The sequence below is a fragment of the Actinocrinis sp. genome, from assembly GCF_035946395.1.
GTDB lineage: Bacteria > Actinomycetota > Actinomycetes > Streptomycetales > Catenulisporaceae > Actinocrinis.
Genome location: NZ_DASYZI010000140.1, coordinates 49,780 through 64,047, shown reverse-complemented (window position 1 = coordinate 64,047; position 14,268 = coordinate 49,780). Strand labels below are relative to the sequence as shown.

Genomic DNA, 14,268 nt, shown 5'->3' with positions numbered 1-14,268 from the left:
CAGACGTCCGAGCGTACGCGGTGGGCCGGCAACGCGCACCGCGCCGATCAGACCCTGTGGCCCGACAGCGTCGCCAATCCGCGCCGGACCCAGGTCTAGCAGTACTCGGATGGTTCAGACAGCTCACCCGGTCGCCTTCACTCCACGTCGAGCCGGTCGACGACCCGGCGGGCGATGACGGACGCGCGGTACGGCCCGAGTAGTTGTAGCAGTGCGCGCAGCTTGCGGCGCGCGAGCGTCACCTCAAGTCCGTCCGCCAGGTCCGCGGCTTCGAAGACGACCTGTTCGACCAGGTCGAGTTGCCCGGCGCGGGCCGCCGCGCATGCGACCTCGGCGAGCACGACCGCGCGAACCTTGACCTGCTCGGTGCCCAGCGTGCGCATCGCCCACTCGGCGGCCTCGACGGCGGCCTGGACGTCGCCGAGCCTGCCGTGCACGTTCGCCGCTATCGCGGCCAGCCGTTTGGTGTCGAAGAACCGCAGCCAGGGCAGCGTGTCGTCGTCGGGGGTCGGCGTCGGCAGGTCGGAGCCGAGCGAGAGGGCGAGTTCGAGCTCGGACAGCGCCGCGGCGCGCTCACCCAGCGTCGCGGCCTCCTCGGCGGCCCGGCCCGCCATCCACGCGCGCGCCCGCGGGTCCCGGCCCGCGTGCGAGACCGCCGTGTGCGCCAACTGCCACGCGGTGGCCGGGTCGCCGCGCTCCGCCGCCGAATACGACAGGTACGTCAACACGCACGCCAGCAACGGGCCGTCAGCCGCGTAGCGCGCCGCCGCCAGAGACGAATCCCAGTACTGATGCGCGCTGGCCGCGTCGCCGCGGTCGAACGCGAGCCACCCGGCCAGCGCCGCCGACCGGCCGCCCACCACGGCCAGCCTGCGCCGCACCGGCTCGCGGCGGGTTCCGGCCAACAACCTGGCCACGTCGTCGATGTGCCGATTGACGGCGCCGGCGATCGTACGCGCGGCACGATGGTGTTCGAGCGCGAACAAGCGCTCGGTGTTCGTCTCGACGATGGCGATCGCCTCGTTGTCGACGTGACCGGGCCGCTCCAACGCGAAGCGCAGCCGGTCCCCCGGCTCCCCGACGACGCCCGGCAGCGGCTGCGCCGCGTGGCGGTGCAGCACGCCGCCGAGCCGCCCGGTCAGCAGCGGAGCGTCCGGCAGCGGGGCCGCCGCGCCGGAGAACCCGAGCTGTTCATATGGCGTGCGGGTCACCGCCTGCAACGCGCGCTTGTAGTTCGGGCGGCAGTCCGTATGTTCGCCCGACTCCCACTTCTGCACGAGACGTTTGTTGCAAGTATTCGGCTCGCCGAGCACGCCGCCCGCGTGCCGGACGGCAGAGGCGAACTCGCTCTGGCTCATCCGCAGGGCAAGACGGATCGCTCTGAGCGTATGGTTTGGCACGCGCTGCGCTACGGGTACTGTCACGCAGGCGACATTAGGTGCTTGAATGACCTGACGTGTTCTTAGATTAACTCTTTGGAGTTGAACACCATCCATGGGACGCCCATGACACGCCGCAACGGCGTTGGCACTGAGGGCGATGTTCCTAGCGTGCGGGTACGCGATGCCGACGTCCAGTGTTCCGGTCAGGACGCTGAGCACCGCCTGCACGGGCCTGGTCTCGATCAAGCGCAGCACCGAAGTGTGGCCGAGCGTACCCGAGTAACGGAATCCACCCACACTGAACGGCAAACTGGTCGGAGGCCGGGTCGCTGAAGCAGCCACGCCGGGCAGGGTACTGAAGCAGAGGTCGAAGGAACGTTTCCCCTGCATCAGGACCGCGACATGCTTGATGTCGCTGCTCCTTGCGTCGCCGGCTGGCGCGGCCAGCGACGTGTCAATCGGCTTGGCCTGCGCGACGGCGACGGGCGTCGGCGATGACGGCACGCCGGGAGACACTGTGATCAGGGCGCTGCTGTTCGGGTGCCTGGCCGGAATCAGCTTGCAGGCACGGGACGTGCGGGCCGCTCAGCCGCGCAGCGAGCGCATCCAGGCTTCGATCGCGTCGACGCTGCGCGGCAGGCCGCCGGACAGGTTCTCGTTGCCGTCGGCGGTGACCAGGATGTCGTCCTCGATGCGCACGCCGATGCCGCGGTACTCCTCGGGCACCGTCAAGTCGTCGCGCTGGAAGTAGAGCCCTGGCTCGACGGTCTGCACCATGCCGGGTTCGAGGACGCCGTCCACGTAGTCCTCGCAGCGGGCGTCGGCGCAGTCGTGCACGTCGAGGCCGAGCATGTGGCCGGTGCCGTGCAGGGTGTACCGGCGGTGCAGGGCGAGTTCGAGCACCCGGTCCACCGGGCCGTCCAGCAGGCCCCACTCGACCAGCCGCTCGGCCAGCACCCGTTGCGCGGCCTCGTGGAAGTCGCGGAACCGGGCGCCGGGGCGGACGGCGGCGATGCCCGCCTCCTGCGCGTCGTACACGGCCTGGTAGATCTTGCGCTGGAGCTCGGTGAACTCGCCGGAGATCGGCAGGGTGCGAGTGACGTCGGCGCTGTACAGTTCCTCGGTCTCGGCTCCGGCGTCGAGCAGCAGCAGTTCGCCGGGGCGTACCGCGCCGTCGTCGCGGATCCAGTGCAGGATCGTCGCGTTCGGCCCGGCGGCGGCGATCGAGTTGTAGCCGACGCCGTTGCCCTCGACGCGGGCGCGCCGCCAGAAGGTGCCCTCGATCCACCGCTCGGACGTGGCCACGGCCGCGGCCAGCTCGCGGACCACGTCCTCGAAACCGTGCACGGTGATCTCGCAGGCCTTGCGCAACTGCTCGATCTCCCAGTCGTCCTTGACCAGGCGCAGGCCGTGCATGAACACCTTGAGCTCTTCGTCGCGCTCGGCCGCCGGCTGCGCCTCTTCCCGGCGGACCACGTCGGCCTCGGCCAGGGCCGCGTCGAGGGGCAGGTCGTGGCCGCGCAGGATGCGGGTCGGTACGTTCGGCGCGGCGGCGATCGCCTCGGCGATGCGCGCGGCGGCCTCGCGGCTGTCCCGGATCTCCAAGCCGAGCTCGACGGCCGCCTCGGCGAGCGAGCGGCGGCGGCCGACCCACAGCTCTCCCTGGCCGTCGAGCCAGAACTCGCCGTTCTCCCGGTTCGAGCGTGGCAGCAGGTACAGCGTGGCGAGGTGGCCGCCGTCCGGCAGCGGCTCAAGCACGAGGACGCTGTTCTCGGTCTGATCGGCGGTCAGATAGGCGTAGTCGCTCGCGGCGCGGAACGTGTAGTCCAGGTCGTTCGACCGGGTCTTCAGCCGTCCCGCCGGAATGATGATCCGCTCGCCGGGGAAGGCGGCGGACACCGCCTTGCGGCGCTTGGCTGCGTAACCGGACGGCTCCGAGGGCTCCAGGTCGTGCCGTTCGGTGTCGGCCCAGCCCGAGCGCATCCCGGCCCCAAGCTCGTCAGATATACCGCCGTACAGTCCGTTCTTGCGGCCCTTGACCGGCTTGTCTGGCGTGCGTTCCTCGCTCATGGCTGGGCGCCTCCTTGGCCTGTCGTGAGAGCCGTGTACGGACCGACGGGGTCACCCGGTCCTTATCGCAGCCTAGCGGGAACGGACGCTCAGCCGCAGCCGCAGGCCCCGCCACAGCATCCGCCGCCGCTTGAGGCGGAACGGCTCACGGCGCCCTTGGCGCTCGCCAGGCCGCCGACCGCGACCATGGAGAAGAGCTTGACCGTGTCGGAGTGCCCGCTGGGGCAGTCGATCGGGGCGGAGGCCTCGCTCATCGGGCGGGTCTCCTCAAAGGTGTCGCCACAGGCGCGGCATCGGTACTCGTATCTCGGCATATCGCCAGGTTAGCGTGCAAGGCTCGGTTGAGCGAAGAGCATGTTCGTCCGAGTGTCCGAGCCCGTACTCACTACACGGCTGCCAACTGCTGCTCGACGGTCTCCAGCGGCACCCGTGAGACGCTGAACACACTGCCGTATGCGCCCTGCAAGTCGATGTCGAGGATCAGCATAGCGACGGCCACGACGACCGTGACGGCGATACCCAGGACGCTGACACCAGTTCGTAGTCCTGTTGAGTCAATCGGCTGTCGCCGTCGGTGTCGAGGAGCGCGAAGCGCAGCTGGAGCTTTCTTGCGTTGCAGGTCGGAGAGCATGGCTCCGTCGAACGACGGCGGTCGCCCGCTCGCACTGCGGTGCGTGCGAGCGGGCGACGCGCGGGCGGCTCAGCCGCTGTAGCCGTCGAAGATCTTGGTGAAGTCCAGCGGACTCTGCGAGATCTCGGAGCAGGCGGGCAGGCCGCTGGCCGAGCCGGAGCACGGCTGGTCGCGGTCCACCGACCAGAACGCCAGGCGGCCGAGGTGGTTGCCGTCCGCCCAGTTGACCAGGGCCTGCGCGTTGGCCTCGCTGAACACTTCGGCGGAGTTGTCGTTCTGCCCGATCATCGGGGTGACGCCGATGTTGGCGTAGGTGTCGCCGGACCAGTCGGCCTTGGCCTGGGTCAGCGTGCTCTGCGCGGCCTGGATGGCCTCCTGTCCCATGTCGCCGGTGAAGGACGAGCCGTAGTCCATCGCCATGACGTTGATCAGGTCGATGCGGGTGCCGTCCTGCTTGGCCAGGTTGAGGAACGCCACGCCGTCCGAAGCCAGGCCGGTGGGCAGCACCGGCAGGGTCACCGAGACCACCAGGCCGGGGTTGGCGGACTCCAGGCCGTTGATGGCCTTGAAGCGGGTGTCGTTGTTGGCGGTGTAGTCGAGCGGCGCGCCTTCGATGTCGAAGTCGATGTGGTTGATGCCCAGGTGGCTAATCACCGACTGGTAGGCGGCCTGGAGGCTGGAGACCGTGGTGCAGGTCATCGCCAGTTCGCTGCCGCCCGCGCCGCCGAAGGACACGATCGGCGTCGCGCCGTCGGACTTGGCGGTGGAGATGTCGCCGTCCATGGTCGGGTCGTTGGTGACCGGAAGCGTGTCGCCCCAGATCGGGGTGCAGCCGGAACCGATCACGAAGGCCGCGGTGTACGACTTCATGCCCGCCTTGGCCGCCGAGTACAGCATCGGCTCCTGGTTGTTCGACATGTCGACGTACGGCGCCACCTTGCCGACCGATCCGCCGACGCCGACGCCCGTGGAGGACGGACTCGGGCTCGGGCTGGCCGAATGCGACGCCGGCGGCGAGGAGGCCGGGGTCGACGGCGGAGTCGAGCCGCCGGTGCCACCCGGGCCGCTCAGCGACAGGTCGTCGGCGTAGTAGGTGGGCTGCGCGTACCAGCCGTGTACGAAGACCTGAATCGAGGTCTGCGACGCGGTGGTGGTGAACGTCACCGACAGCTGCTGGTACGAGGTGGCAGACGGCGTCCAGGTCGAGCTGCCGCCGGTCACGCCGATGTAGACGTATGAGCCCTCGACGTAACCGGACAGCGTGTAGCTGGTGTTGGCCTGCACCGACACGGTCTGCGTGCACTGCGCGTCCGCAGACGAGGTCGGCGTGCCGGAGAGCGCGTACGACCCGGAGTGCACCGGCGAGGAGACCACCGTCGCGGTGCCCGCGTCACAGGTCCAGCCGGACAGGCTGCCCGTCTCGAAGCCGGGGTTGGTCAGCAGGTTGGCGGCGGCCGACGCGGGAGCGGCGGCCAGGTACACGGCCGCCGGCAGCACGAGGGCGGCAAGCGCTGCGCCGATCGCGTAGAACTGTCTGCGCTTTAGGGCGTTGCGGAGTTGGGTGCGGGCCACGGAGGGCTCTCCTTCGGCGGGACGACGGGGCGGCCGTGCGCTGCCCCGTGCGGGGACTGCGCGTTCGTACACGCCCGGTGCGTCGCCGTAGCACCGTGCACCAACAGACAATGGTCTAGTCCAGTTGGCGCGTCAAGACCCCTTGTCCCGCTCGATGCCGCTCCCGCCGCCGAGGCGCTAGCCTGTCCCGACTCGCGATCCGGCGCGCTCAGGTCCGGACCACGGTCGAACAGGGACAAACGGCGACCAGAGGGGAACATTCGACAATGACCAGCCTTTACGACCACGTGGTCCACCCGCACATCGAGCACCGCAAGGCGCACGGCCCGATCAAGGTGGCAGACCAGCACAACACGGCCAACCCGCTCGCCCGCTTCAACACGCGGCTCGCGCTCGTCGTGACCAAGGTGGTCGGCAGCATGTGGTGCGCCTACGCGTTCGCCGCCATGGACCTGATCAGCCTTCCGGCGGCGATCCGCGGCGGCGCCTCGTCTCTGATCGCGTGGATCGCCCAGACCTTCCTACAGTTGGTGCTGCTGTCGATCATCATGGTCGGCCAGAACGTGCAGGCCGACGCGGCGGACAAGCGCTCCGAGGCGACGTATAAGGACACAGAGGCGCTGCTGCACGGCCAGGAGCAGGTCGCCGCGCACCTCGTGGCGCAGGACGTGGTCCTGCGGTCGCTCGCGGCGAAGCTGGGAGTCGAGCTGGACCAGGGCGCCTAGGAGCCCGACGGAGATCTTGAAAGCGCGCCCGGCCAGACCCGTTCCCGGGCGAACCACGGGATCGTCACGTGTACGAGCGGGCCGATGCCGACCGCGTAGACGACGGTGCCCGCGCCGACGTTGCCGCCCAGCAGCCAGCCCGCGGCGAGGACCGACAGCTCGATCCCGGTGCGCGCGACCCGGATCGAGCGGCCGCGTCTGCCGAGGCCGGTGGTCAGGCCGTCGCGCGGGCCGGCCCCGAGCCCGGCGCCGATGTAAAGGCCGGTGGCGACCGCGTTGAGGGCGACACCCGCGACGAACTCGCCCCAGCGTAGCCAGAAGGCGTGCGGCACCGGCATCACGACGAGCAGCACGTCGATCGCGACGCCGATGACGAAGATGTTCGCGACCGTGCCGACGCCCGGCGACTGCCGCAACGGAATCCACAGCAGCAGTACGACGCCGCCGATCAACATCAGCACCGTGCCGACCGGGATTCCGGTGATCCGGGCAAGGCCGGTGTGGAACACGTCCCAGGGGTCGACGCCGACCGACGGGGCGAGCATCAACGCCTCGCTGACGCCGTAGACCAGCAGGCCGAGCGTCAGCTGGACCAACCGCGCGGCGGGCTGATCGTGCGGCAGCGCGCGGCGGGCCGCGCGCCTGGCCCGGCCCCACGTACGGCCCAGCCGCCGCAGGTCGACCGGCCGGCTGATCCGGTCGGTCTGTCGCGCGGCGAACTCCCGCTCCAGCGCGTCGGTGAGTACGGTCTGGTTGATCCGCTTGGCCATCGTCGTGTCCCCTCTTGCACTCGGCTCTCTTACGCTCGGCTCTGTTGCACTCAGCCCTCTTGCACTCGGCCTCTTGCACTCGGCCCTCTTGCCGAGATTGGCCTGGCGATGCCATTCTGGTCACAGATTGGACCGGCAATCGATAGCCAATTTGAAGAAGGTGGCCTGATGTCTGGAGCGGTCGTGCCGACGGCGACAATCGGGGCGGGCCAACTCGCCGCGCGGCTCGGGCCGTGGCGCAGCGCCGACGGCGACGGGCGCGGCAAGCCGCTACAGGCCGCGCTCGCAGAGCGGATCACCGGCCTGGTGCTCGACGGCCGGCTCGCGCTGGGCACGCGGCTGCCCGCCGAGCGCACGCTGAGCACCGCGCTCGGCGTCAGCCGCACCACGGTCACCGTGGCGTACGCGCTGCTGCGCGAGTCAGGGTTCGCGGTCAGCCGGCAGGGCTCGGGCACGTACGTCTCGCTGCCGGACGGCGCGGCGGCACGCACCAGCGGCGGCTGGCAGACCGGCTGGCCGGACACCGACGTCATCGACCTGATGTGCGCGTCGCCACCCGCCCCGCTGCCGGTGTTGCAGGCGGCGCTGCGCACCGCGGCCGACCAGCTGCCGGCCTACTCCGGAGCAGGCGGCTACGCGCCGTACGGGCTCGGCGTGCTGCGCGAGGCCGTCGCGGACCACTACACCGCGCGCGGGCTGCCGACCTCGCCGGACCAGATCCTGGTCACCAACGGGTCTCAGGGCGCGATCACGATGGTGGCCCGGCTGCTGTGCCGCGCGGGAGACCGGGTTCTGGTGGAGAGCCCGACGTACCCGAACGCGCTCGACACGTTCTGGAACGCGCAGACCCGCCCGATGCCGGTGCCGCTGGAGGAGCACGGCTGGGTACCGGGCGGTTACGAGAACGCGCTCGCGCAGCTGCGGCCCCGGCTGGCGTATCTGATCCCGCACTTCCAGAACCCGACCGGGCACCTGATGGACGCCGACATGCAGGGCTCGATCGCGCGCGCGGCCCGGCGCGCCGGGTCGTGGCTGCTGGCCGACGAGACGATCACCGAGGTGGCGCTCGACGTGCCCGTGCCGCCGCCGTTCGCGACGACGATCCGGCCGGCCGACGCGGAGTCGGTGCTGGTGTGCGGCTCGATGGCCAAGTCCTTCTGGTGCGGGCTACGCATCGGCTGGCTGCGCGGCCCGGCGCGCATAGTGCACGAACTGGCCGCCGCGCGCGCCGCGATGGACCTGGCCTCGCCGATGCTCGACCAGCTGGCCGCGGCCGCCGTGCTGCGCGGCGACCAGGACTACGCGGACGGGCATCGGCGCGACTGGCGCGAGCAGCGCGCGGCGCTGATGCAGGCCGTGGGCGAGACGTTCCCGGACTGGACGTACCGGGTGCCGGAGGGCGGCCTGTCGCTGTGGATGCGGATGGACCGCGAGGACGCGACCCTGCTGGCGCAGCGTGCGCAGACGCACGGAGTGATGCTGCACGCCGGACCGCGTTTCGGCGCCGACCCGGGAACCTTCGAGCGCTACGTGCGCCTGCCCTACGTGCAGCCGCCGGAGATGCTGCACGAGGCGTTACGCAGGCTGGCGCTGGCCCGCACGGCACCGGGACCGCGCCAGGCCGCGGAGCATCGGGCCGACCTGATCGCGTAGGCGGCGCAGCAAGAATTAATAGCTTGATATATCAGTCTCCTCCCTCCTTCACCGCAACGGAGCTGCGCCGAAAGAGTGGAAGTGCCGCGGCACGGCCCTAACACAACGAGTGTGGCTACCCGTGCGTACTGGCCGCGACCGGGACCGCCTCGAAGTGGCCGCTGGCGCTCGGCATGTCAGTACTGGCGGCAGGTGTGGCACTCGCGCGCGTCGCACGGCGGTCCGGCCGCTGACGGCCCGAAATTGGTCCAGACCATACCTTGACAGAGCACAATGGTCTGGACCACAGTGCTCGATACACCCGTGCGCGATGAACCAGTGCCCGGCACACATGCACACGGCAACAGCTCTCCTCCGGTACGGCGACCCGGATCACCGCACGTTCCAGTACACGTCAGCCTTCTGCGGCATGCCGCTGTACCGATGACAAGGAGCGCTTCGTGCGTCCAGTCCTAAACAGTGCTCACCGAAGCGGTGCCCGGCCGCCGAGGCGCCTCGCCGCCGCGGCCGCCGCGCTCGCCATGACGGCCGGCGGCATGGGGCTCGTCGCGGCCCTCGCCGTGCCCGCCGGGGCGGCGACCACCAACCTGCTGGCGAACCCCGGATTCGAGTCCGGCAACCTGACCGGCTGGTCCTGCGACGCGGGCACCGGGTCCGTCGTCGGCTCGCCGGTGCACTCCGGCAGCTACGCGCTGGCCGGCGCCGCGACCAACTCGGACGACGCTCAGTGCACGCAGACCGTCTCCGTGCTCGCGAACACCAGTTACACGCTTTCCGGCTATGTCGAGGGCGCGTACGTCTACATCGGGATCACCGGCGGTACCTCCAACTGGACCCCGTCGGCGACCTCATGGCAGCAGCTTTCGACGACGTTCACCACCGGCGCGAGCCAGACCAGCGTGCAGGTGTACGTACACGGCTGGTACGCGCAGGGCACCTACTACGCCGACGACCTCGCGCTCACCGGCCCGGCAGGCACCGGCGGCTCCCCCTCGCCGTCGCCGTCCGCGACGAGCGCTTCGCCTTCGCCCTCGCCGTCGTCATCACCGAGCGCCTCGCCGTCGCCGTCCGCGTCAGTCACCTCGACCGGCGGTACCGGCTCGTTCACGCACCCGGTGTACTTCATGCCGGTCGACAACAGCCCGGCGGCGATGTCCTCGATCATCAGCGGCTCCGGAGAGACGCAGTACAACCTCGCCTTCGTGCTCGACTCCGGCGGGTGCACGCCCGCGTGGGACGGCAACTCCTCGATGCCGGTCTCCTCGGACACGGCCGTGGCGGCCGACATCAACACGATCCGCGCGGCCGGCGGCGACGTCGCGGTGTCCTTCGGCGGCTACAACGGCACCGAGCTCGGCTCGACCTGCGGCTCGGCCTCCGCGCTGGCCGGCGCGTACCAGCAGATGATCACCAAGTACAGGCTGACCCGGGTGGACTTCGACTACGAGAACACCGCGCTGGACTCGAACACCGCGGTCCGGTTCGGCGCGATCAAGATCATCGAGTCGGACAACCCGGGCCTGAAGGTCTCGCTGACCATCCCGATGACCACGGTCGGATTCCCCGGCACCGGCACCGACGAGATCAAGCAGGCGATCGCGAACGGCGCCCGGCTGGACATCGTCAACATCATGGACTTCGACACCGGCCTGACTTCGGGCACGGAGGTCGCGCAGACCGAGGCCGTCGCGAACGACGCGGCGGGACAGCTGGAGTCGATCTACGGCTGGAGTGCCGCGACGGCCTGGTCGCACATGGGCTTCCAGATCATGAACGGCCACACCGACCAGCCCTCGGAGCTGTTCACCCAGTCCGATTTCAGCACCCTGCTGGGCTTCGTGAAGGCCAACCACCCGGCCTGGTTCTCGTTCTGGTCGGTGAACCGGGACTACCAGTGCCCGGCCGGCGCGGTCGAGCCGTGGGCACCGGGTACGTGCTCGAACATCACGCAGAACCCGTACGACTTCACGAAGATCATCGTCCAGTACACCGGCTGACGGCCGGATCGCGAAGCCGTGTGCGCCTCCGGACCCCCGCAGGGGCGCACACGGCCCAGCGAGTGGACCGGCGTCCGGTCAAGGCTTGCGGCCGACGGCCCCGGCGATGCACTGCTGCACCTGGTTCAGCGGCTTGAGCCGCGGCCCGTCCGGCCACCAGTCGGCGCACAGGGTCAGGCCCGGGTCGACCAGTTCGAGCCCGTCGAACAGCTCAAGCAGTTCCGCCCGCGTGCGGAAGGTGCCCGAGCCCATCATGCTGTGCAGGAACATCTCCTCCATCTTGCGGGCCACCTCGCTGTACTGGTTCTCCGGGTCGAAGAAGTGGCTTATCGCCACGTACGAGCCGGACGGCAGCGCGTCGATGAACTCCCGCATGATCTGCGCGGGCCGCTCGCGACCGCCGTTGTAGTGGTGCAGCGTGCCCATCTGGAGGAACACCAGCGGCCTGGTGAAGTCGATCCGGTCGCGGACCTCCTCGTTGCCGAGCACCTCGCGCGGGTCGAAGATGTTCGCGGACACCAGGTGGGTCAGCTCGTTCTCCTCCAGCAGCGCGCGGCCGTGGGCGAGCACCACCGGATCGTTGTCGAGGTACACGACCGTCGCGTCCGGGTTGAGCCGCTGCACGACCTGATGCACGTTCTCCGCGGTGGGCAGGCCCGAGCCGCAGTCGAGGAACTGATCGACGCCGGTCTGCGAGGCGAGGAAACGGCAGGCGCGGATCAGGAACCCGCGATTCTCGAAGGCCAGGTCCACCGCCTCGGGGGCGGCCTTCTGCACCCCGCGCAGCACCGCCCGGTCGACCTCGTAGTTGTCCTTGCCGTTGAGGAATGCGTCGTACACTCGGGCGATACTCGCCCTGGTCGGATCGACGCCCACCGGGACGGAGGGTTCGGACGGGATGACAGTGTTCTTCGTCATATGCGGTCTCCCGGCGCATTTGCACAACCAGAAAGCTGACGGCACTTAACTTAGCGTAAGGACACGTAATAGAATCGTAAACGCGCCAAGAAGTTCGATGTGAGGAGTTCATCGCCGTGTTCGACGATCCCAAGGAGGATCAGCCGCTCGGTCCGACAGTAAGACGGCTGATTCTCGGCACTCAACTGCGCAGGCTGCGGGAGCACGCCGGGATCAGCCGGTCGTCGGCCGCGTACAGCATCCGCGGGTCGGAGTCGAAGCTGAGCCGGATGGAGAGCGGCCGGGTCGGCTTCAAGGAGCGCGACGTCGCCGACCTGCTCACCCTCTACGGCGTGATCGACGACACGGAGCGGGCGAAGGTCCTCGACCTGGTCGCGAAGTCGAACGTGCACGGCTGGTGGCACGCCTTCGGCGACCTGATGCCCAAGTGGTTCGAGGACTACGTGGGCCTGGAGGAGGCCGCCACCCAGATCAAGGCGTACGAGCTCCAGTTCGTGCCGGGGCTGCTACAGACCGAGGAGTACGCGATGGCCATCGCCAGTCGCGGCCGCCCGGAGAACGCGAACCGCGAGACGGAACGCAAAGTGCATCTGCGCATGCAGCGACAGAAGATCCTGCTCGGCAGGTCGGCGCCGAAGCTGTGGGTCGTCATCGACGAGTCGGTGCTCTACCGGCGCCTCGGCGGGCCGCGGGTGCTGCGCAAGCAGATCGACCACCTGCTGGAGATGACCACGCAGCCGCACATCTCGTTGCAGATCGTGCCCTACCAGACCAGCGGATACGGCGCGGAGGGCCCGTTCACGCTGCTGCGGTTCGCCGAGACGGAGCTCGCGGACATCGTGTACGTCGAGCACCTGGCCGGCGCGCTCTACCTGGAGAAGGCCGAGGAGGTCGAGATCTACAGCCGTGCGCTGGACCGGCTGGCCGTGGAGGCGGAGACCCCGGCGCGCAGCCGGCAGCTCCTGATGAAAGTGCGCGAGGAGATCTGATCCCCGCCCGCGGCACGTCTGCGCCGAGGCGGGCCGCTTTCTTCTTCGTCTAAGTCCCGACCTATTCTGACGCTCCGCCGGACCTGGCCTTCAGGCACCCTTTCGGCAACATTCTGATTCTCATGTCCTCGTTTGCAACCGGCTGCGGCGGTGCTACTTTGCGTTAGGCGGATGCACGTGCAAGTGACTCGTGCATACGGATCGTGCACTCGGTTGAACTGCGTATTCAGAAGACTGTGTTCAGAAGACTGTGTATTCAGAGGAGAGCGAGGGGCCATGGCAGCGCAGAACCAGAACATCGTCAACGGCATGTCGGCCGACGGGCTGGACGGCGCCGTGTGGCGCAAGAGCAGCCACAGCGGCTACAACGGCAACTGCGTCGAGGTCGCGGCGCTCGCGGACGGCGCCGTCGCGGTGCGCAACTCGCGCGACCCGCACGGCCCGGCGCTGGTCTACACCCGCGCCGAGATGGTCGCCTTCGTCGCCGGAGTCAAGGACGGCGAGTTCGACGGCATGATCTGAACCGCGTGACCTGAGCCGACATCCGAAATGCACCACGCTGCCCGGCCGTGCGGGAAACGGGCGGCATCCGTGATCCCGCCGCGCGGTCGGCGCCGCGCGGCGGGATCACGGAGCATCTTTCTCAGGCCTCTTCGAGAATGAGCGTGGTCCACACGCCGAGGTGGATGCGGTCGCCCACGCCGACCGGCACCTCGGTCTCGGCGGGCAGCGGATCCTCGGCGCCGTTGAGGCGGGTGCCGTTGGCGGAGTCGAGATCCACCACCGACCACGAGCCGTCCGCCGCGCGCAGCAACTGGGCGTGCAGGTGGGAGACCGCGGGGTCGAGCGGCGGCCCGGTCAGGTCGATCTCCACCGCGATGCCCCGGCTGACCGAGGCGCGGCCGATCCTGATCCGGTCGGCGTCCAGCACGAAGCGGCGCTCGCCGGGGTACTTCGGGAACGGGAATTCGCCCTCGACGATGTCGCCGCGCTCGATCTGCGCGTCGTAGTACGCGCGATCGGCGACGACCAGGGCCGCGAGCTGGCGCGGCGCAACGGCAGGACCAGCCTGTTCGGGCGCGGTCGACGTCCCGGGCCGGCTGCCGGAGGCCGCGAACTCGCGCTCGGCCTTCTCGAACTCGGCGTCGAAGTCGTAGTCCGGGCCGGCTTCGACGGTCTTCGCGAGCGGATCCGAGTTCTGAGCCGGTGTCTGTTTGCCCGGTGTTTGTTGGCTCAGTGTCTGCTGACCTGGTGCCTGTTGACTCAATGTCTGCTGACTCAGTGTCTGCGCGGGCCCGGATGTCACGGGCGGCGGCACGAGCTCAGCCATCTCGTAGTCGAACCCGCACTCCTCGCAGAAACGGCCGCCGCGCTCGGCTCCGCACTGCGGGCATGTGCCGCCCGCGCCTTGCGCTGCGGCCGGCACGGCCGGTGCGGCCGCGGCCGACATGGGCGCGGCCGTGACCGGCGCGCCGCCCATCAGCGCGCCGCAGGTGTCGCAGTAGTCCGCGGTCTGCGACTCATGCCCGGCGGGACACAGCGCCATCGAAAGCCACCCCGA

General features: G+C 69.6%; 12 protein-coding genes. 5 read left to right on the top strand and 7 right to left on the bottom strand.

Annotation, left to right across the window (positions count from 1 at the left end; genetic code table 11):
- Positions 1-137: 137 nt before the first annotated feature.
- From VGS97_RS08925 to VGS97_RS08910, 4 genes are all read right to left on the bottom strand, one after another.
- Positions 138-1,358 carry a hypothetical protein gene (locus tag VGS97_RS08925; RefSeq protein WP_326852821.1) on the bottom strand — a complete coding sequence of 407 codons (1,221 nt, stop codon included), beginning with the start codon at positions 1,356-1,358 and terminating at the stop codon, positions 138-140.
- Positions 1,359-1,967: 609 nt separating this feature from the next.
- On the bottom strand, positions 1,968-3,452 hold the full coding sequence (locus VGS97_RS08920) for an aminopeptidase P family protein (protein WP_326852820.1): 1,485 nt from the start codon (positions 3,450-3,452) through the stop codon (positions 1,968-1,970).
- 89 nt (positions 3,453-3,541) lie between these two features.
- Positions 3,542-3,766 (bottom strand): zinc ribbon domain-containing protein, encoded by a 225-nt coding sequence (locus VGS97_RS08915; RefSeq protein WP_326852819.1) that lies wholly within the window; start codon positions 3,764-3,766, stop codon positions 3,542-3,544.
- Positions 3,767-4,152: 386 nt separating this feature from the next.
- Complete coding sequence (locus VGS97_RS08910; RefSeq protein ID WP_326852818.1) at positions 4,153-5,655, bottom strand: carbohydrate binding domain-containing protein; 1,503 nt, start codon at positions 5,653-5,655, stop codon at positions 4,153-4,155.
- Between the two features lie 266 nt (positions 5,656-5,921).
- Here VGS97_RS08910 and VGS97_RS08905 point away from each other — a divergent pair, with 266 nt between their 5' ends.
- A complete protein-coding gene (locus VGS97_RS08905) occupies positions 5,922-6,380 on the top strand; it encodes a hypothetical protein (protein ID WP_326852817.1) in 459 nt (152 codons plus the stop codon).
- On the opposite strand, the gene VGS97_RS08900 is transcribed toward VGS97_RS08905, so the two are convergent.
- Positions 6,377-7,150, bottom strand: coding sequence for a hypothetical protein (locus tag VGS97_RS08900; RefSeq protein ID WP_326852816.1), 774 nt, complete (start codon positions 7,148-7,150; stop codon positions 6,377-6,379). The two genes, VGS97_RS08905 and VGS97_RS08900, sit on opposite strands and share 4 nt — an antisense overlap.
- Positions 7,151-7,318: 168 nt before the next feature.
- Between VGS97_RS08900 and VGS97_RS08895 the strand changes: the two genes are divergently transcribed.
- Positions 7,319-8,803, top strand: a complete 1,485-nt coding sequence (locus VGS97_RS08895) for a PLP-dependent aminotransferase family protein (RefSeq protein ID WP_326852815.1) — start codon at positions 7,319-7,321, stop codon at positions 8,801-8,803.
- 440 nt (positions 8,804-9,243) lie between these two features.
- Positions 9,244-10,800: a carbohydrate binding domain-containing protein gene (locus VGS97_RS08890; RefSeq protein ID WP_326852814.1), complete on the top strand. Its 1,557-nt coding sequence runs from the start codon at positions 9,244-9,246 to the stop codon at positions 10,798-10,800.
- Positions 10,801-10,878: 78 nt separating this feature from the next.
- Here VGS97_RS08890 and VGS97_RS08885 read toward each other — a convergent pair whose 3' ends face one another.
- Positions 10,879-11,718: an SAM-dependent methyltransferase gene (locus VGS97_RS08885; protein WP_326852813.1), complete on the bottom strand. Its 840-nt coding sequence runs from the start codon at positions 11,716-11,718 to the stop codon at positions 10,879-10,881.
- A 110-nt stretch (positions 11,719-11,828) separates the two neighbouring features.
- Between VGS97_RS08885 and VGS97_RS08880 the strand changes: the two genes are divergently transcribed.
- On the top strand, positions 11,829-12,707 hold the full coding sequence (locus tag VGS97_RS08880; protein ID WP_414641669.1) for a helix-turn-helix domain-containing protein: 879 nt from the start codon (positions 11,829-11,831) through the stop codon (positions 12,705-12,707).
- A gap of 276 nt (positions 12,708-12,983) precedes the next feature.
- A complete protein-coding gene (locus VGS97_RS08875) occupies positions 12,984-13,229 on the top strand; it encodes a DUF397 domain-containing protein (RefSeq protein ID WP_326852811.1) in 246 nt (81 codons plus the stop codon).
- Positions 13,230-13,350: 121 nt separating this feature from the next.
- Here VGS97_RS08875 and VGS97_RS08870 read toward each other — a convergent pair whose 3' ends face one another.
- Positions 13,351-14,253 (bottom strand): FHA domain-containing protein, encoded by a 903-nt coding sequence (locus VGS97_RS08870; RefSeq protein ID WP_326852810.1) that lies wholly within the window; start codon positions 14,251-14,253, stop codon positions 13,351-13,353.
- Positions 14,254-14,268: the final 15 nt, after the last annotated feature.

Coding starts and splice junctions, on each gene's coding strand:
- VGS97_RS08925 (WP_326852821.1), bottom strand. CDS start 1,358: ATGAGCCAGAGCGAGTTCGCCTCTGCCGTCCGGCACGCGGGCGGCGTG.
- VGS97_RS08920 (WP_326852820.1), bottom strand. CDS start 3,452: ATGAGCGAGGAACGCACGCCAGACAAGCCGGTCAAGGGCCGCAAGAAC.
- VGS97_RS08915 (WP_326852819.1), bottom strand. CDS start 3,766: ATGCCGAGATACGAGTACCGATGCCGCGCCTGTGGCGACACCTTTGAG.
- VGS97_RS08905 (WP_326852817.1), top strand. CDS start 5,922: ATGACCAGCCTTTACGACCACGTGGTCCACCCGCACATCGAGCACCGC.
- VGS97_RS08900 (WP_326852816.1), bottom strand. CDS start 7,150: ATGGCCAAGCGGATCAACCAGACCGTACTCACCGACGCGCTGGAGCGG.
- VGS97_RS08895 (WP_326852815.1), top strand. CDS start 7,319: ATGTCTGGAGCGGTCGTGCCGACGGCGACAATCGGGGCGGGCCAACTC.
- VGS97_RS08885 (WP_326852813.1), bottom strand. CDS start 11,718: ATGACGAAGAACACTGTCATCCCGTCCGAACCCTCCGTCCCGGTGGGC.
- VGS97_RS08875 (WP_326852811.1), top strand. CDS start 12,984: ATGGCAGCGCAGAACCAGAACATCGTCAACGGCATGTCGGCCGACGGG.
- VGS97_RS08870 (WP_326852810.1), bottom strand. CDS start 14,253: ATGGCGCTGTGTCCCGCCGGGCATGAGTCGCAGACCGCGGACTACTGC.